We start from the raw sequence: 17,295 nt of genomic DNA, 5'->3' as shown, positions 1-17,295 counted from the left end.
CGACATGACCACAGAGATTGACCAGACGCGGATCGACGCGCTCATCAAGGGAGCCGTCGACCTCCACATCCATTCAGGCCCCTCGCTGCATCCACGCAAGATCGACCATATCGAAGCGCTGCGCGCCGCCGACGAAGCCGGGATGCGGGCGATCCTGCTCAAGGATCACTACTATCCGACCATGCCGATCGCGACGTTGCTCAACAACAATATGGGCAAGAACACGAAAGTGCTGAGCGCCATCGTGCTCAACCACCCGCTGGGCGGCTTCAATCCGTCAGCGGTCGACTACGCGCTGAAGCAGGGCGCACGGATCGTGTGGATGCCGACGGCGCATGCCGAGAACCACATCATCAAGACCGCCAAGGAACTGAAGGGCAAATTTCCCGAAAACACCAAGAAGACGGTCGAGGCGGCAGGCCTGCGCCTGATCGACGGCCAGGGCGTCGTGCTGGACGAGGTCAAGGCCATTCTCGACCTGATCGCGGAAGCCGACGCATGCGTCTCCGCCGGCCACCATCACATCGATGAAGCCTTTCCCTTTTACGAAGAGGCCAAAAAGCGTGGCGTCACGCGGCTCTTCCTGAACCATCCCACCTATGTGAACAGTGCATCCATGGATCAGGTCAGCGCCCTCGTCGCCATGGGGGTGATGATCGAGCATTCCATCTGCATGTTCGTTCCCTCGACCTTCTATCTCTTCGACGAGGATCATCTGAAGCAGGTGATATCCGCCGCCGGCGTCGACAACACCTTCTTCGGCTCCGACCTCGGCCAGAACAACAATCCGACGCCGGTCGAGGGCATGCGCCAGATCGCAGCACTGCTGCTCAAGCTCGGCTACTCCGAAGCTGATGTGCGCAAGATGACGGCCGACAATGCGGCCCGTTTCGTCGGTCTCGACGCATGAGCGAACCCCGCCGGCAGGTCCAGGCACACACAAGGGAAAGGACGCTGACATGACCATCCACGGCATCGATTGGAACGCGATCGAGTGGAAGACGATCCGCAACGGCGTGGAGCAGAAGGCGTTCTCCGGCAACAGCGCCACCATCGCCATGCACCGGCTGCAACCCGACCATGAGCCGAGGCCCCACAAGCACGTCTACGAGCAGATCGCCTACATCGTCTCCGGGACTGTGGATTTCCATGTCGGCGACGACGTCCAGCGCCTGGGGCCGGGCAGCCTGATCGCCATCCCTCCGAACGTGATGCACCACGCCGTCGTCGTCGGAAACGAAGAGGTCATCAACATCGACGTCTTCACACCGGCGCGGCCGCAATACGCGCCGGTGCCGAAGAACGACTGACGTCCCCAACTAGCCGCCCGTTTCGTCGAAGAGGTAGATCATGCGCGCCGTCGTTTCTTCGTTGCAGCGCGGATACAAATCCGCGCCGGTCTTCTTCCGCGGCCAACTCGTCGAAAGCCAGGACACGCCGGAGCGGCTGGAAGCGTTTATCGCGGTGGCGCTTGAGATGGGGCTGGATCTGATCGAGCCGCCTGTCGTCGTCGACCCGCTCCTGAAAAGCGTCCATGAGCCCGGCTATCTCGAGTTCCTCACTGAGGCGCCCGGCCGCTGGCCGCAGATGATGCCGGGCGTGACGTCGCTGATGCCCAACATCTACCCGACGCGGCATTTTCCGGCGCGCCTGCCCCAGCACTATCTCGGCCAGGCCGGATATTATCTGGGCGACATGGTTTCGCCGCTGACGGCGCAGACCTGGGGCGCAGCGCTTGGCTCAGCCTCGAGCGCGGCCCATGCGGCAAGCCTGGTGCTGTCCGGCGAGCCCGTCGCCTATGCGCTGTGCCGGCCGTCTGGGCACCATGCCCATGCCGATATGGGCCAAGGCTTCTGTTTCCTCAACAACGCGGCCATCGCCGCCATTGTGGGCCGAACCCGGCACGCCCGGGTCGCGGTGATCGACGTCGACGTCCATCACGGCAACGGCACCCAGCACATCTTCTACGACCGCGACGATGTCTTCTTCACCTCGCTGCACAGCGACCCCGAGATGACCTACCCCTTCTTCACCGGCCATGCCGACGAGGTGGGGAGCGGCAAGGGCGAAGGTTTCAACCTCAACCTGCCGCTGAAGATCGGCTCGGGCGACACGGACTATCTGTGCGCGCTCGACATCGCCATTGAGCGGATAAGGCGGTTCGATGCCGGCTTCCTCGTCGTCTCGCTCGGACTCGACGCGCACGAGAGCGACATACTGGGTTCGCTGAACGTCACTTCCGAGGGGTTCGTCGAGATCGCCCGCCGCCTGGCCGCGCTGCGGCTGCCGACTGTGCTCGTCCAGGAAGGCGGCTATACCGTATCCCAGGTGGGCAATGCGCTGCGCGCGGTGTTGTCGGTGTTCGCGGCAACCGTGAAGTAGGGCCGGTTGCGGAACCTTGTGTTAGAGGAGACGTCGCGGTAGCACGGGAGACGAATACTTCAAGCCGGCAAAGCCGGTGCGCAGGACTGAAGGCGGTAAAGACATGACGACGGCACGGTCTGACAGTGGCGTGAAATCGGTCCAGCTTGCCTTCGACGTGCTCGAAGCGGTAGCCGCGGCGCCTGGCGAAGTTGGGGTGAGCGAGCTGGCAGCCCTGCTCGGCACGACCAAGGGAACGGTCTTCCGGCATCTGCAGACACTGGTCGAGCGCGGCTATGTCGATCAGAACGCGGTCTCGGCCCGTTACAAGCTCGGCACCCGGTCCTATCTCATCGGTCAGGTTGCCGCCGGCCGCATCGAGTTGCTGACAGCCTCGTCCGACGCGGTCGCCGCTTTGCGCGACGAGATCGGCGAGACCGTCGTCGTCTCGGCTTTGCGCAACCGGTCGCTGGTCGTGCTGCGCACGGTGTTCGGGAAATCCAATCTTGAGATCGGCGTCAGGCAGGGCAGCGAGTTGATCCTGCACGGCACCGCCCAGGGCAAGGTTGCGCTCGCCTTCAGCAACCGTTCGCTGCTTCAGCATGTGCTTCGCCAGGGCCTCACCCGCCTGACCGATCACACCATCATCGATGCGGCGAAACTGGAGGCCGAGCTGGAGCAAGCGCGGGTGCAAGGGTTCATCACCGCGCCCAACGAGGAGACGTTCGGCATCAATGCGGTGGCGGCTCCGATCCTCGATCGCATGGGGGATGTTGCAGGCACGGTAGCCATTGTCGGCTCGGTTCAAAACATCAAGCCGGCGCCAGACCAGGCTCAGATCGAGGCTCTGCTCAAGGCCAGTCTGCGCATTTCCTGGAATCTTGGCTACGACCGCGGCGCCATCGACGCGCGCAGACGCGTGCAATCGGCCGCCTCGTGAAGGCGGGTCAGGGTCGCAGCCAGACGGCGAGCGCGACCGCCAGGACCAAGACAGCGCCTACACCAAGCACCGCAGCGACAACTTCGCGATCGCGATGCAGCGGGATTGCGCCTGCCTCTATTGCGGCAAGGAGCAGCTCCAGATCCGCGTCGCGATCGAACACCACGCGGTGCGGCGCGCCATCGACATTGATGTCGACAAAGGGCCGGCCGCATTGCCGACCGACCACGCAGCCTTTTGCGCGCGCGAGGAGCCCGTCGATGCGGGAAGCGGTTAGCGGTCCAAACCGCAGCGACGGCGCGTGGCCTGAGAGCAAATGCTGGTAATCAATGTACATTCCTCTCAGCGCTCCCGAGAACAGCCGGACATAGTGGTCACCTGACCGACGATCCTTGGCCGATACGTCCGGGTTCCGGCACGCCGCAGCGTATGGTCGGCACGCTGTCGTTTTGTATAACAAAACGAGGTTTTTTCTGATACAACTAAGAGCAAAGCAAGTCAACGTTCAGACGGCCTCAGGTGCTTGCCGGCGCCACCCAAACACAGATCTTCGCAGCCGGTGCCGACGTGGACCGCCAAGGGGACGCGGAACGCTCGCGACAGGTCTTTGGCGCAGAAGTAAGAGGCGAGGCCGAACTCGGTGTCGTTGGCCTGGGCGATGACATCCGCCTCATCCTTGAGGCGGAACAGCGGAGCGAGCGGGGCCGAACGTTTCTTCCCTGGCCACGAACATGTCGGGGGCACGTCTGCCAGGACGGTTGCTTCATAGAAGGTGCCGCCGGCCACCTGGACAATGCTGGCGCCTTTGGCGACGGCGTCGGCGATATGTTCCTCGACCTTGGCGAGCGCCGGCGCATCGATGAGCGGGCCAAGCACGACACCCTCGCACGCCGTCCTACGCCAGAGCCCTATCGCCCTTTGAAACGGCTTTCCATGAACCGCGACCTGGGCGCAGATCGAACCTGCCGTTCAGAGGGAAAGCGTCTGGCGAAGTGTGAGTAGAAACGGCACGGCAAGCAAATCGCCGTCGCAGCCTGCCGCCGCCTTCCCCTACTCCCACTCTATTGTGCCGGGAGGCTTCGAGGTCACGTCGTAGACGACGCGGTTGATGCCGCGCACTTCATTGATGATGCGCGTGGCGGCGGCACCCAGGAAGGCCATGTCGTAGTGGTAGAAATCGGCCGTCATGCCATCGACGGAAGTCACGGCGCGCAGCGCGCAGACGAATTCGTAGGTGCGGCCATCGCCCATCACACCCACCGTCTGCACCGGCAAAAGCACGGCGAAGGCCTGCCAGATGGCATCGTAGAGGCCGGCCTTGCGGATCTCATCGAGATAGATGGCGTCGGCTTCACGCAGGATGTCGAGCTTCTCGCGCGAGATGCCGCCGGGGCAGCGGATGGCAAGGCCAGGACCCGGGAAGGGATGGCGGCCGATGAAGCTGTCGGGCAGGCCGAGTTCCTTGCCCAGCGCCCTCACCTCGTCCTTGAACAGCTCGCGCAGCGGCTCGACCAGTTGCATGTTCATGCGCTCGGGCAGGCCGCCGACATTGTGGTGCGACTTGATCGTCACCGACGGACCGCCGGTGAAAGAGACGCTCTCGATGACATCGGGGTAGAGCGTGCCCTGCGCCAGGAAATCGGCGCCGCCGAGTTTCTTCGCCTCTTCCTCGAAGACCTCGATGAACAGCCGGCCGATTGTCTTGCGCTTCTTCTCGGGATCCGATTCACCTTCCAGCTGCGAGATGAACTTGTCCGAAGCATCGACCAGGATCAGCGGCAGATTGTAATGCTGGCGGAACATCGCCACCACGCCGGCCGCCTCGTCCTTGCGCATCAGGCCATGGTCGACCAGGATGCAGGTGAGCTGATCGCCGACCGCCTCGTGGATCAGCAGCGCCGCGACGGACGAATCCACGCCGCCTGACAGCGCGCAGATGACCTTGCCCGTGCCGACCTGTTTGCGGATCGCCTCGACCGCGTGTTCGCGATAGGCGCGCATCGTCCAGTCGCCTTCGATGCCGGCGATGTTGTGGACGAAGTTCCTCAGCAACCTGGCGCCGTCGGGCGTGTGCACCACCTCGGGGTGGAACATGATGCCGTACATCTTGCGCTCGACATTGCCGAAGATGGCGAAGGGCGAGCTTTCCGACTTGCCGAACACCTGAAAACCCGGCGGCAGGGCGATGACACGGTCGCCATGGCTCATCCACACCTGATGACGCTGGCCGGTCGCCCAGAGGCCCTCGAACAGCGGGCTGTCCTTCTCGATCTCGACGAAGGCGCGGCCGAATTCGCGGTGGTTTGAGCTTTCGGCGACGCCGCCCATCTGTACGCACATGGCCATCTGGCCGTAGCAGATGCCGAGCACCGGTACGCCGGCGTCGAAGACGACCTGTGGCGCGCGCGGGCTGCCGACGTCGCCGGTCGACGCGGGGCCGCCGGACAGGATCACGGCTTTCGGATTGATGCGCTTGAACGCCGCTTCGGCCGATTGGAACGGCACGATCTCGGAAAACACGCCGGCTTCGCGGATGCGGCGGGCGATGAGCTGCGTAAACTGGCTGCCGAAATCGACAATCAGGACTGTATCGGGGTGATTGGCTGTCGTCATGGCGAGCCTTTAGAGAAAGAAACGAGTCGGCGCAATGGGTTGCCGTGCCTGACTTTCACAGAGGCCTGGGCTGATCGTTGGACGAAGCCGCCCGCAGCGTCCCCGACCCGATCGCCTGTTCGAGGCGCGTCACGGCATCGGCCAGCTTCTCGTCGATGACATGCAGATATTCGGTCCAGTCGCCGACATGCCTGAGATCAGCCGCGCCGTCGGAAATACCGCGCAGTCCGATCAGAGGCACATCGAAGAGGTGGCAGGCGCGCAGGCAGGCGAAGGTCTCCATGTCGACCATATCTGCTGAAATCGCATCATAGGCCGCGCCGGTGATGACCGCGCCGCCGGTCGACAGCGTCGCCTGCTTGATATCGGGAATGCGAAACGGCAGCGGCACGGTCACCGGCAGGTCGAGAAACGGTGTGGCGCCTTTCTCGAAGCCAAGCGGCGAGGCGTCGATGTCGCGATAACTCACCGAGACAGCCTGGTAGATTTCGGTCTGTTCCAAGGTCCGGCTGCCGGCGGAGCCGAGCGAGACCACCAGATCCGGCAACGCCTTTTGCGACTTCAGCCAGGAAAGCTCCGCACCGAGCCTGACCCCCGCTTCGACCGGGCCGACGCCCATCATCAGCGGCGTGAACAGCCGCTGCAGATGCGGGCCATATTCAGCCTGCGCCGCCATGACAAAAAGGACGTCCTTGCCGCCAATGCGCACCACGTTGCCGGTCATGGCGATCCTCTGCTGCTTGCGTTACGCTCCAGGCCGGGGGGCCGCCGGTTCGTGGCCTTGCATCGTGCCACCGGCACGATGCATTCGTCTGTGGCGAACCGGTCACTCACCCCGCTATCCCGTCGCGTCCAACCATCGTCATCATCGTCCCGGTCATGGTCGCGATCAGCTTGGCCTCGCCGTCGGCGGCGAAGGCATAGGCCTGGCCGTCGGCAACGATGATGGTGCGGCCAGGTTTGGTGACCGAGCCGCGAAAGAGAAAACGCTCGCCCCGGCCCGGCGCCAACAGGTTGACCTTGAACTCGATGGTCAGCACCCCGGAATTCTCAGGCATGAGCGAGAACGCCGCATAGCCACAAGCCGAGTCCAGCGCCGTCGAAATGACGCCGGCATGCAGAAAACCATGCTGCTGCGTCAGTGCCGCCGAATAGGGCATCTCGATCTCGATGATGCCAGGGGTGACCAGGGTCAGTTCGGCACCGATCGTCGCCATTGCCTGCTGGCGCGCGAACGACGCTCTGACGCGATCCTCGTAGTCTGGAGCCGGTACGATCTTTGCTGCCATCGCCGTCGCCTTCATTTTTGCCGGAAAAGCTTATTGCAGAGCCGTGGGCGACAGGCAAATGCTTTTGCTGCACTGCAACAAAACAGCATGGAGACGTCCTAATTCAACAAAAGCAGCGAGGCATTGAGAACGGTGGCGAAGGCCACCCATGCCGCGTAGGGCACGAACAGCAAGGCGGCGAGCCGGTCGCGGTTCCAGGCGCTGGCGATGAACAGCGCGATGGCGGCCAGAAGCAGCAAAATGACGACCAGGGCCGGCGCCATCATTTTTGCGCCGAAGAAGGTCGGCGACCATAGGAAATTCAGCACGAGCTGGGCGCCCCAGATCTTCATCGCGACGCCTGCCGGCTCCCGCTGCCAGGTCCGCCAGCCAGCCACGGCGATCAGCACATAGAGCAGCGTCCAGGCCGGCGCGAAGACCCAGTTGGGCGGATTGAAGGGAGGCTTGGCCAGCGATGCGTACCAGGCGCCCGGCAGCGTCGCGTAGCCGATCAGCAGGCCGCCACCCAGCACCAGCACCAGAAAAAGCAGAAGCGACGGATATCTTTGCAAGAATTTGCCCCATGGCGGCGCAACGCCGCGCATCTGCAACTGGGGCGCTGCCGTCACCTGTCAACGGCAGCGTCAATTCTTCCGGCGCATGGCGCAGAAGTAGAACCCGTCAGTGCCGCTCAGCGCCGGCGAAAGCGAGATGCCGCCAAGGCCACCGATCCGCATCGCCGCGGCATGGCCCGGGAAATGACTGTCCCAGAGCTGGCGATGATCGAGCGGGGCAAAATCGCCATGCCTCCGGCCAAACGCAGCGACCTGTTCACCATTCTCCTCGTCGAACACGGAGCAGGTGATGTAGACGAGCAGGCCACCGGGTTTGACATAGGCCTTCGCGGCATCGAGAATCGCCGACTGTTCGCCCTTGCGGGCGTCGAGCTGCCTCTGCGTCAGACGCCATTTGGCGTCGGGACGCCGCCGCCAGGTGCCGCTGCCGGTGCAGGGCGCATCGACCAGCACGATGTCCATGTGATTGACGAGCGGGGCAAGCTCGGACGGCTTGGAGGCGATCTGCACGTTGCGGTTTTCCGAGCGGCGAATGCGGTCGAAGATCGGCGCCAGCCGCGCCTTTTCGGCATCATGGGCGAAGATTTGACCGTGATTGCCCATCGCCGCCGACAGCGCCAGCGTCTTGCCGCCGGCGCCGGCGCAGAAATCGAGCACCTGCATGCCGGCCGTTGCTCCCGCGAGCGCCGCCGCGATTTGCGAGCCCTCGTCCTGGACCTCGAACCAGCCCTTCTGGAAAGCCGGCTCGGCCTGGACGTTGGGATGCCTGCCGTCGCCGTCGATCGGTGGGATGCGGATGCCGTAGGGTACGATCTCCGAGGCGTTGGCACCTGTCTGGGCCAGTTCGGCCAGCACTTTGGCGCGATCGGCCTGCAGCGTGTTGACCCGGATGTCGAGCGGCGGGCGGGTGGCGAGCGCGGCGCCCTCCTCGACCCATGTCTCGCCGAAGGCCCGTTCGAAAAGTGCTTCGCACCAATCGGGAATGTCGGCGCGAACCGCAAGCGGTGCTTCGGCAAGCCGGCGTTCGGCGATGGCCTGGAGTTCCGTGGCGCTGAGAAGCGGCGGCGCGAACTTGTCGCCTTCGAGCGCGGCATTGAGCGACTGCGCCGTCTGGCTCCATTCGAGCAGCAGCGCGCCGAAGCCGATGGCACGCGGCGTATCCTCGCCCAGCAACCAGCCCGCGGATCGCTTGTGGCGCAGCGCGTCGTAGACGATGTTGCCGATCGCGGCGCGATCACCGCCGCCGGCGAAGCGGTGGGACAGGCCCCAATCCTTCAGCGCATCGGCCACCGGCCGGTGACGCCGACCGATGTCCTCCAGCACTTCGATGGCCGCAGCCAGCCGTCCGCCCAGTCGCATTCGTCATTCCATCAAATCGAGCACATCCCAGAGCCTGCTCTTAGAGCCTTTCACGTCCGGATTGAACCCCGCTCCGCCGCACAACGGCCAGGCAATGCCGACCAGGCGGTGGAGCTGGCGGACCAATAAAACTCCCCGACCCGGAAAAGCAGATCAACCAATAGATGAAAGGTCTCTAATGTTCAAAACTCGCGACCGCAAGCACGGCATGTGGCGCTACAGCTGTGCTTTCCAAGCTTTTCCGTTGGGAATACTCTTGCCGCCATGATTCGCGGCACAGGAAACGTGGACCGGCGGATCGTCACGAGGAGAGGGCAATGAAGACTTATCTGGCGGAAGTTCTAGGCACATTTCTGTTGGTGTTCATCGGTACGGCGTCCGTGGTGACGGGCGGCTTCGGCGGCGCGCTGCCGCTCGGCCAGGAAGGCATCGGCCTGGCATTCGGCATCGGCCTTATCGCGGCGGCCTATGCGATCGGCCCGATTTCGGGCGCCCATCTCAACCCCGCTGTGACGCTCGGCGTGTTCCTCGCCGGCCGGCTGCCGGCAAAGGACGTCATCCCCTACTGGATCGCGCAGATCATCGGCGCCATCCTGGCCTCCCTGGCATTGTGGATCATCGTATCGGGCCAGGCCGGCGGCCACACCGGCGGCTTCGGCGCCAATGGCTGGGACGAGACGAAATGGGGCATGAGTTCGGCATTCCTGTGGGAACTGATCGGCACCTTCACCTTCGTCACGGTTATCCTTGGCGTTACCGCCGAGAAGCACTCGACGGCGTTTGCCGGGCTGGTCATCGGCCTGACGCTGGCCGGCATCCATTTCGCCATGATCCCGGTCACCGGCACCTCGGTCAATCCGGCGCGCTCCATCGGCCCGGCGCTGTTTTCGGGCGGCGTCGCGATCAGCCAGCTCTGGCTGTTCATCGTCGCACCGCTGATCGGCGGCGCCATTGCCGGCGTCGTCGCCAAGGCGCGCGTCTTCGAAAAGGACTGATCTCGAAAGCCTTCACGCAAAAAAGGCGCGGGCCAGGCCCGCGCCTTTTTCTTGGGTGGGGAGCTTCGCCGCGATCAGGCGATGTCGAAGCGATCCGCGTTCATCACCTTGGTCCATGCCGCGACGAAATCCCTGGTGAATTTCGCCTTGGCGTCGGTCGAACCGTAGACTTCGGCCAGCGCACGCAGTTGCGCGTGCGAGCCGAAGATCAGGTCGGCGCGGGTGCCGGTCCACTTGACTGCCTTGGTCTTGCGGTCGCGCGCCTCGTAGACCTCGGCCGCGCCCGGCTCGGAGCCGGCGGCCGGATCCCAGACAGTGCTCATGCTGAGCAGGTTGACGAAGAAGTCGTTGGTCAGCGTGCCGGGCTTGTCGGTAAGCACGCCGTGCCGGGACTTGCCCGTGTTGGCGCCGAGCACCCGCAGGCCGCCGACAAGCACCGTCAGCTCCGGCGCCGTCAGGCCCAGCAACTGCGCCCTGTCGACCAGCATGGCTTCGACCGACATGGGCTGCTTGCCCCTGACATAGTTGCGGAAGCCATCGATTCTCGGCTCGAGCGCGGCAAAGGAGTGGACGTCGGTCTGTTCCTGCGAGGCGTCCATGCGGCCCGGCGTGAACGGCACCTTCACGTCGTTGCCGCCGTCCTTCGCGGCCTTCTCGACCGCGGCAACACCGCCGAGCACGATCAGGTCGGCCAGCGAGACCTTCTTGCCGCCGGTATTGAACTCCTTCTGGATGGCCTCGAGCCTGGCCAGCACCTTCGCCAACTCGGCCGGCTCGTTGACAGCCCAGTCCTTCTGCGGCGCGAGCCTGATGCGCGCGCCGTTGGCGCCACCGCGCTTGTCGGAGTTGCGGAAGGTCGAAGCCGAAGCCCAGGCCGTCGAGACCAGTTCGGAAACCGACAGGCCGGAGGCGAGGATCCTGGCTTTCAGCGTGGCGATATCCTGCTCGCTGACCAATTCATGATCGACCGCCGGGATCGGATCCTGCCAGATCAGCTCTTCCTTCGGCACCAACGGGCCGAGATAGCGCACGACCGGTCCCATGTCGCGATGGGTCAGCTTGAACCAGGCACGGGCAAAAGCGTCGGCGAACTGATCCGGATGCTCGTGGAAGCGCCGCGAGACCTTCTCGTAGGCGGGATCGAAACGCAGCGCCAGATCGGTGGTCAGCATGGCTGGCGCGTGATGCTTCGACGGATTGTGCGCATCCGGCACCGTGCCGGCACCGGCGCCGCCTTTCGGCGTCCACTGATGGGCGCCGGCCGGGCTCTTCGTCAGTTCCCATTCATAGTTGAACAGATTGTCGAAGAAGTTGTTGCTCCACTTGGTCGGCGTCGTCGTCCAGGTGACCTCGAGGCCCGATGTGATGGCATCGCCGGCAATGCCCGACGCATGCTTGCTCGACCAACCGAGGCCCTGCGCCTCTATGCCGGCGCCTTCGGGCTCGGCACCGACCAGCGAGGCATCGCCTGCGCCATGGGTCTTGCCGAAAGTGTGGCCGCCGGCGATCAGCGCCACGGTTTCCTCGTCGTTCATGGCCATACGCGCGAAGGTTTCCCTGATGTCGCGAGCCGAGGCCAGCGGATCGGGCTTGCCGTTCGGCCCTTCCGGATTGACGTAGATCAGGCCCATCTGCACGGCGCCGAGATGGCCCCGAAGCTCACGGTCGCCCGAATAGCGCTCGTCGCCGAGCCATTTGGTTTCCGAACCCCAGTCCACGTCCTGCTCGGGCTCCCAGACGTCGGCGCGACCACCGGCGAAGCCGAAGGTCTTGAAACCCATCGATTCCAGCGCGACGTTGCCGGTGAGGATCAACAGATCGGCCCAGGAAATGCTGCGGCCATATTTCTGCTTGACCGGCCAGAGCAGGCGGCGCGCCTTGTCGAGATTGGCGTTGTCCGGCCAGCTGTTGAGCGGCGCGAAACGCTGCTGGCCAGCTCCGGCGCCGCCGCGACCGTCACCGATGCGGTAGGTGCCGGCGCTGTGCCAGGCCATGCGGATGAAGAGCGGTCCGTAGTGGCCGAAATCGGCCGGCCACCAGTCCTGCGAGTCAGTCATCACATGGTGCAGGTCCTTGATGACCGCATCGAGATCGAGGCTTGCGAATTCCTTGGCATAGTCGAAGTCCTCGCCCATCGGGTCCGACAGGTTCGACTGCTGGTGAAGAACGCCGAGGTCAAGCTGGTTCGGCCACCAGTCACGGTTGGTCCGGCCGGCGGACCCATGCGCCACAGGGCATTTGCCCGCGCTGTTGTCGTCGGTTTTCGCGTCCATCTCTCACTCCAATTTTGCCGAGGTTTGATTTTGCCGAGGTTGATTTTTGCCGAGATTTAGGGGGCCGCCAGCGGCCCACGCCTATCTGGAACGATTCCAGACTAGGCCACGCGGACGATAAAAACAAATTGCCTTTCCTGTTTATTTCAATAGGATTTTCTTATGATAGGATTGACAGTTCGCCAGATGCATTATTTCGACGCGCTGGCCCAGACGCTGCATTTCGGACGCGCGGCGAAACTCGCAGGTGTCAGCCAACCGGCGCTATCCTCCCAGATCGCCGAAATGGAGCAGCGGCTGAACTGCCGGCTGTTCGAGCGCGGCGGCAAGTCGGTGCGCATGACGGATGACGCGATCGCCCTCTTGCCGCGTATCGAGCGCATACTGGCTGACATACGTGACGTCGAAACGACGGCGCGGCGCGGCCGCACAGCCATGGAGGGACGTTTCCGCCTGGGCATCATCCCGACCGTCGCACCCTACCTTCTGCCGCGCGCCCTGCCCGAATTGAAGAAGCACTTCCCGGCCCTGCTGCTCGAACTGCGCGAGGCGGTCACCACCTCCCTCGTCGAGGATACGGCGTCACGCAAACTCGACGCCTTCGTCGCCGCGCTTCCACTCGACCATCCGGGACTGATCACAGAGGCGCTGTTTCCCGACCGCTTCTTTCTGGCCGTGCCGTCGGACGATCCGGCCTTTGCCTCGCCGCCGGTTCCACCCGAGAGCCCGGCGCTGGAAAGACTGATGCTGCTGGAAGAAGGCCATTGCCTGCGCGAACAGGCGCTTGCCGTCTGCGGCAATGTGCGACCGGTGGCGATGGCAAGCTATGGCGCGACCAGCCTGACCACGCTCCTGCAGATGGTGGCGCACGGGCTCGGCGTCACACTCATCCCCGAAATGGCGGCGGGGCCAGCCGGCACCATTCCCGACCTCAAGATCGTGCCGTTCCAGGAGCCGATGCCGCAGCGCATGATCTGCCTTGCCTGGCGGCGAAACAATGCCCGCCACGGCGAGTGCGTCGAACTAGCGAAGATCATCCGGGGCCTTGGTGCGGCGGTGCTGGCCGCGTGAGACCCGGCGCTACAAAACCCGGGACAGGAATTCGCGGGTGCGCGGCGATTGCGGATTGGCGATCATCTCGCGCGGCGCGCCGCGTTCGACGATGACGCCGCCATCCATGAAGACGAGTTGGTCGCCGATCTCGCGGGCAAAGCCGATCTCATGGGTGACGACGACCATGGTCATGCCACTTTCGGCAAGGTCGCGCATCACCTGCAGCACTTCGCCGACCAGTTCCGGATCGAGCGCCGAGGTCGGCTCATCGAACAGCAGCACCTTCGGCTTCATGGCCATGGCGCGCGCGATGGCGACACGCTGCTGCTGGCCGCCGGACAGTTCGCGGGGGTAACGATCGACCTTGTCGGCGAGGCCGACGCGCCGCAGCAGCACTTCCGCCTCCGCCTTGGCCTGGTCCAGCGGGATACGCCGCACCTGCGTCGGCGCCTCGATCAGATTCTCCATCACCGTCATGTGCGAGAACAGGTTGAAGGACTGGAACAGCATGCCGATCTCGGCGCGGCGCCGGCACAGAAGGTCGTCCTTCACCTCATAGAGCTTGTCGCCCTGGAGGTCGTAGCCGACGAACTGGCTGTCGACGAGCAGGATGCCGCCGCTGAGCTTCTCGAGATGGTTGATGCAGCGCAGGAACGTGCTCTTGCCGGATCCCGAAGGGCCGATGATGCAGGCCACCGACCCTTCCGGCACGTCGAGGTCGACGCCCTTGAGCACTTCGAGCTGGCCATAGGTCTTGCGCACGCCGCGCGCGAACACCATTGAGTTGGCGGGCACGCCGAAGCGGGCACGATTTTCGGACCTGACATCGCTCATCGGGTAACGCCACGCAGGCTGACGGCGTTGCGCAGGGCACGCATCGTCAGGGGGTCGCGCCTGACATCGCTGCGGCCGAAATGGCGCTCCAGGAAATGCTGGCCAACCGACATGATGCTGACCACGGCGAGGTACCAGAAGGCGACCACGATCAGCAGCGGGATCGTCTCGAAGGTGCGCGCATAGATGCTTTGCGCGGTGTAGAAGAGGTCGTCGACGGCGATGAAGGTCACCAGCGATGTCATCTTCAGGAGGTTGATGGCCTCGTTTCCGGTCGGCGGCAGCACGAAGCGCATGGCCTGCGGCAAGGTGATGCGCTTCAGGATCATGCGGTAGGGCATGCCGAGCGCGCTCGCCGCTTCCGACTGACCCGACGGCACCGACTTGATGCCGGCGCGGATGATCTCGGCCATGTAGCCGGCCTCGCACAGCGAAAGCGCGACGACGGCGGAGAAGAACGGCGTCATGAAATCATTGGTGCGCACGGAAAACAGCGTGCCGACAAACGGCAACGAGAGCGAGATCTCGCGCACCAGCAGCGACAGGTTGAACCAGAAGATCAGCTGGATCAGCGCCGGCACACCGCGGAAGAACCAGACATAGACGCCGGAAAAGGCGCGCAGCACCGGGCTTGGCGACACACGCATGATGGCGATGACGGTGCCGACCACGATGCCCAGCAGCATGATGATGACGGTCAGCATCAGCGTGTTGCCCAGGCCGCGCATGATCGATGGATGGAACAGGTAGCCGGCGGCCGTGCCCCAGGCGAAGGCTGGATTGCTGGCGAAGGCGCGGATGATGAGGAACGCCAGCAGCAAGGCGAGCGCGGTGCCGATCCAGATGCCATAGCGGCGCTGCGGCACGACGGTCAGCCGCGACACGGCGGCGGCAGCGCCCGGCTCGACGCCGATCTCGGTCGGGTGGGCCACGCCCATCAACGGTCTCCTGATTTCCGGCCGGCGCCTGGCCAGGGGTCAGGCGCCGGATAATCCCTATTCGGCTCGCAGCGCGTCCATGGTCCCGACGAAATAGGGTTCCTTGATCGTATAGGCGCCCATGCCGTACTTTTCCAGGATAGCCTTGTACGTGCCGTTCTTGAACAGCTCGGCAAGTGCGGCCACCATCATGCCGGCGGTTTCCTTGTCGTCCTTGGCAATCGCCATGCCGAGCGGCGCCACCTCGTAAAGCGTCGGCAGCACCACCAGCTGGCCCTTGCTCGTCACCTCGAAATAGCTCGATGCGGTGGCATCGTCCATACGCGCGTCGACGCGATCCGAGAGTACGGCCTGGACGATATCGGTCGAAGAATTGAACACCGACTTCGCGATGGCCGGCTGCCCCTTGTCGGTGCAGTCCTTGCCGAGCTTGTCGACCAGGAAATCCGAGGCGCTGCCGGCCGAGACGCCGATGCGCTTGCCGCAGAGCGGGGTGTCGCCGCTGAAGCTGGCCTTTTTGTCCGGCGACGTCGAGACGGCGAGGCCAGCCTTGAGAAACATGATGAAATCGACCTGCTTCAGTCGCTCCGGCGTGGCCGAGAACGTCTCCCAGGCGATCTTGAAACGGCCGGCGGCAAGGCCGGGGATCATCGACGGGAACGGCGTGCGCTGGATATCGAGCTTGGCGTCGACGAGTTTGGCCACTTCGCCGGCGAGTTCGATGATGATGCCGGTCTGCTTGCCGTCGGCATCGAGATATTCGAACGGCGCGAAGTCCAGCGTGTTGGCGACGGCGAGCGTTCCGCTCTGCTTGACCTCAGCCGATTTCGTTATGTCCGCGGCCTTGGAGACCCCGCTCCAGACGGTGGCGGAAATTGCCAGCGCGAAGCCGGTCATTTTCAGATATCTGTTCATTGCTGTTCCCCTTTCTTGTGCTTGTTTGCGGTATTTCCAGCAAGCCCGCGCCGGCCCGGTTCAAGCCGGCGAGAGCCTGGCATGCCTTACGAGGCGGCGGCTTGCGCGGCCTTCTTGCGGTAGTGATAGTTCTTGTCGATGCGCTCCATCAGATAATCACCATAGAGCACCGGCTCGTATTTCGGCTGGGTGCCGGCCGGCACGCAGACCGGCAGTGCTTCGATCGTCTCGTCCATCGAGGGGTCGAAGAAGAAGGGCTGCGAATAGCGCTCGCGTCCGGAGCGGTTGATGACGCGGTGCGGCGTCGAGACGAACTGGTCGTTCGACCAGCGCGCCAGTATGTCGCCGACATTCATGACGAAGGAATCCGGAACCGGAGGCGCGGGAACCCAGTCGCCAGCCTTGTTCTTGACCTCAAGGCCGCCGACATTGTCCTGCGCCAGCAGCGTTATGAACCCGTAATCGGTGTGCGGCGCCGAGCCGAACAGCCCCTCCTCCTGCGGCTGGGTGGGATAGTGCAACAGCCGCAGGAAGGTCGTCGGTTGCTCGAAATAGCGATCGAGACTGTCGGAGGGCAGGCCGAGCGAGAGCGCGATGGCGCGCACCATCTTGCGGGCGAGCGTGCCCATCTCCTCGACATAGCGCTCGATCGTTTCGCGGAACCCGGCAAGAGCCGCCTCATCGGGCCACTGGTTCGGGCCTTGCAGCGGCTTGTCGGCCAAGGCGCGCGGATCGTCCGCGCCGACCTCGTGCATGAAGAAGATCGATTCGCTCTGGTTCGGCTTGCTGACGGTCGCCACCGACGAGGTGACGATGGTCGAGCCGGCAAAGGGCAGGAAGCCGCGGAAATTCCTGTCGATCTTGAGCTTAGCCTTTTCCTCCTCGGGCAGGGCGAAGAAGCGCTTGGAGGCTTCGCGCACCGCTTCGACATCGGCGCGCGCAATGGGGTGGCCGGTGACATAGAGGAAGCCGATCGTCTCGAGATAGCGGCGCAGCGTCGCGGCCGTCGCCCGGATCGCGCCTTCGTCGTCGCCGTAGAGAGCCGAAACGTCGAGGATCGGAATTTTGGAAAAATCGCCGCGCTCTTGTGCATTCATTTTCGGACACCCTGTCTTGAACATAAGATACAGTACTGTATTTCTACACATCCGAACGGCCTCATCAATAGGCT

General features: G+C 63.9%; 17 protein-coding genes and 1 pseudogene. 6 read left to right on the top strand and 12 right to left on the bottom strand.

From position 1 onward, the window contains the following. The first annotated feature begins 4 nt into the window (after positions 1-4). From FJ967_RS04810 to FJ967_RS04795, 4 genes are all read left to right on the top strand, one after another. Positions 5-910 (top strand): DUF6282 family protein, encoded by a 906-nt coding sequence (locus FJ967_RS04810; RefSeq protein WP_140730553.1) that lies wholly within the window; start codon positions 5-7, stop codon positions 908-910. Between the two features lie 49 nt (positions 911-959). Next, on the top strand, positions 960-1,310 hold the full coding sequence (locus FJ967_RS04805; RefSeq protein WP_140730552.1) for a cupin domain-containing protein: 351 nt from the start codon (positions 960-962) through the stop codon (positions 1,308-1,310). A 40-nt stretch (positions 1,311-1,350) separates the two neighbouring features. Beyond that, positions 1,351-2,382 carry a histone deacetylase family protein gene (locus tag FJ967_RS04800; protein ID WP_140730551.1) on the top strand — a complete coding sequence of 344 codons (1,032 nt, stop codon included), beginning with the start codon at positions 1,351-1,353 and terminating at the stop codon, positions 2,380-2,382. Between the two features lie 103 nt (positions 2,383-2,485). Further along, positions 2,486-3,301: an IclR family transcriptional regulator gene (locus FJ967_RS04795; RefSeq protein ID WP_140730550.1), complete on the top strand. Its 816-nt coding sequence runs from the start codon at positions 2,486-2,488 to the stop codon at positions 3,299-3,301. A 7-nt stretch (positions 3,302-3,308) separates the two neighbouring features. Here the strand turns inward: FJ967_RS04795 and FJ967_RS33285 are convergent, their stop codons facing one another. The 7 genes and pseudogenes from FJ967_RS33285 to FJ967_RS04760 form a co-directional block, all read right to left on the bottom strand. Continuing rightward, positions 3,309-3,638, bottom strand: a complete 330-nt coding sequence (locus FJ967_RS33285) for a hypothetical protein (RefSeq protein WP_181175669.1) — start codon at positions 3,636-3,638, stop codon at positions 3,309-3,311. 233 nt (positions 3,639-3,871) lie between these two features. After that, a pseudogene (locus FJ967_RS04785) lies at positions 3,872-4,186 on the bottom strand (aldehyde dehydrogenase family protein); the annotation flags it as partial. A 165-nt stretch (positions 4,187-4,351) separates the two neighbouring features. Continuing rightward, positions 4,352-5,914 (bottom strand): glutamine-hydrolyzing GMP synthase, encoded by a 1,563-nt coding sequence (guaA, locus tag FJ967_RS04780; RefSeq protein WP_140730547.1) that lies wholly within the window; start codon positions 5,912-5,914, stop codon positions 4,352-4,354. Between the two features lie 55 nt (positions 5,915-5,969). After that, positions 5,970-6,638 carry a 5'-methylthioadenosine/S-adenosylhomocysteine nucleosidase gene (locus FJ967_RS04775; protein WP_140730546.1) on the bottom strand — a complete coding sequence of 223 codons (669 nt, stop codon included), beginning with the start codon at positions 6,636-6,638 and terminating at the stop codon, positions 5,970-5,972. A gap of 106 nt (positions 6,639-6,744) precedes the next feature. Next, positions 6,745-7,203 (bottom strand): PaaI family thioesterase, encoded by a 459-nt coding sequence (locus tag FJ967_RS04770; RefSeq protein WP_027146613.1) that lies wholly within the window; start codon positions 7,201-7,203, stop codon positions 6,745-6,747. Between the two features lie 98 nt (positions 7,204-7,301). After that, positions 7,302-7,754 carry a TspO/MBR family protein gene (locus FJ967_RS04765; RefSeq protein ID WP_246675173.1) on the bottom strand — a complete coding sequence of 151 codons (453 nt, stop codon included), beginning with the start codon at positions 7,752-7,754 and terminating at the stop codon, positions 7,302-7,304. A 72-nt stretch (positions 7,755-7,826) separates the two neighbouring features. After that, positions 7,827-9,116, bottom strand: coding sequence for an RsmB/NOP family class I SAM-dependent RNA methyltransferase (locus FJ967_RS04760; protein ID WP_140730545.1), 1,290 nt, complete (start codon positions 9,114-9,116; stop codon positions 7,827-7,829). Positions 9,117-9,433: 317 nt separating this feature from the next. Between FJ967_RS04760 and FJ967_RS04755 the strand changes: the two genes are divergently transcribed. Next, a complete protein-coding gene (locus FJ967_RS04755; RefSeq protein WP_140730544.1) occupies positions 9,434-10,111 on the top strand; it encodes an MIP family channel protein in 678 nt (225 codons plus the stop codon). A gap of 74 nt (positions 10,112-10,185) precedes the next feature. On the opposite strand, the gene katG is transcribed toward FJ967_RS04755, so the two are convergent. Beyond that, entirely contained in the window at positions 10,186-12,384 is a 2,199-nt protein-coding gene (gene katG / locus FJ967_RS04750; RefSeq protein ID WP_140730543.1) for a catalase/peroxidase HPI, read from the bottom strand. 162 nt (positions 12,385-12,546) lie between these two features. On the opposite strand from katG, the gene FJ967_RS04745 reads away from it, so the two are divergent. Beyond that, positions 12,547-13,455 carry a hydrogen peroxide-inducible genes activator gene (locus FJ967_RS04745; RefSeq protein WP_140730542.1) on the top strand — a complete coding sequence of 303 codons (909 nt, stop codon included), beginning with the start codon at positions 12,547-12,549 and terminating at the stop codon, positions 13,453-13,455. A gap of 9 nt (positions 13,456-13,464) precedes the next feature. Here the strand turns inward: FJ967_RS04745 and FJ967_RS04740 are convergent, their stop codons facing one another. The 4 genes from FJ967_RS04740 to FJ967_RS04725 all read right to left on the bottom strand — a co-directional run bounded on the left by FJ967_RS04740 (position 13,465) and on the right by FJ967_RS04725 (position 17,221). Next, positions 13,465-14,271, bottom strand: a complete 807-nt coding sequence (locus FJ967_RS04740) for an amino acid ABC transporter ATP-binding protein (RefSeq protein ID WP_140730541.1) — start codon at positions 14,269-14,271, stop codon at positions 13,465-13,467. Beyond that, positions 14,268-15,209 (bottom strand): amino acid ABC transporter permease, encoded by a 942-nt coding sequence (locus FJ967_RS04735; RefSeq protein ID WP_140730540.1) that lies wholly within the window; start codon positions 15,207-15,209, stop codon positions 14,268-14,270. The genes FJ967_RS04740 and FJ967_RS04735 overlap by 4 nt, the downstream gene beginning before the upstream one ends. Before the next feature lie 57 nt (positions 15,210-15,266). Beyond that, positions 15,267-16,124 carry an ABC transporter substrate-binding protein gene (locus FJ967_RS04730; RefSeq protein ID WP_140730539.1) on the bottom strand — a complete coding sequence of 286 codons (858 nt, stop codon included), beginning with the start codon at positions 16,122-16,124 and terminating at the stop codon, positions 15,267-15,269. Positions 16,125-16,210: 86 nt separating this feature from the next. Continuing rightward, entirely contained in the window at positions 16,211-17,221 is a 1,011-nt protein-coding gene (locus FJ967_RS04725) for a 2OG-Fe(II) oxygenase family protein (RefSeq protein ID WP_140730538.1), read from the bottom strand. Positions 17,222-17,295: the final 74 nt, after the last annotated feature.

This window comes from Mesorhizobium sp. B2-3-4 (genome assembly GCF_006442315.1).
Taxonomy (GTDB): Bacteria; Pseudomonadota; Alphaproteobacteria; order Rhizobiales; family Rhizobiaceae; genus Mesorhizobium.
The sequence above is the reverse complement of the archived record's forward strand: the minus strand, read 5'-3'. Positions and strand labels throughout refer to the sequence as shown.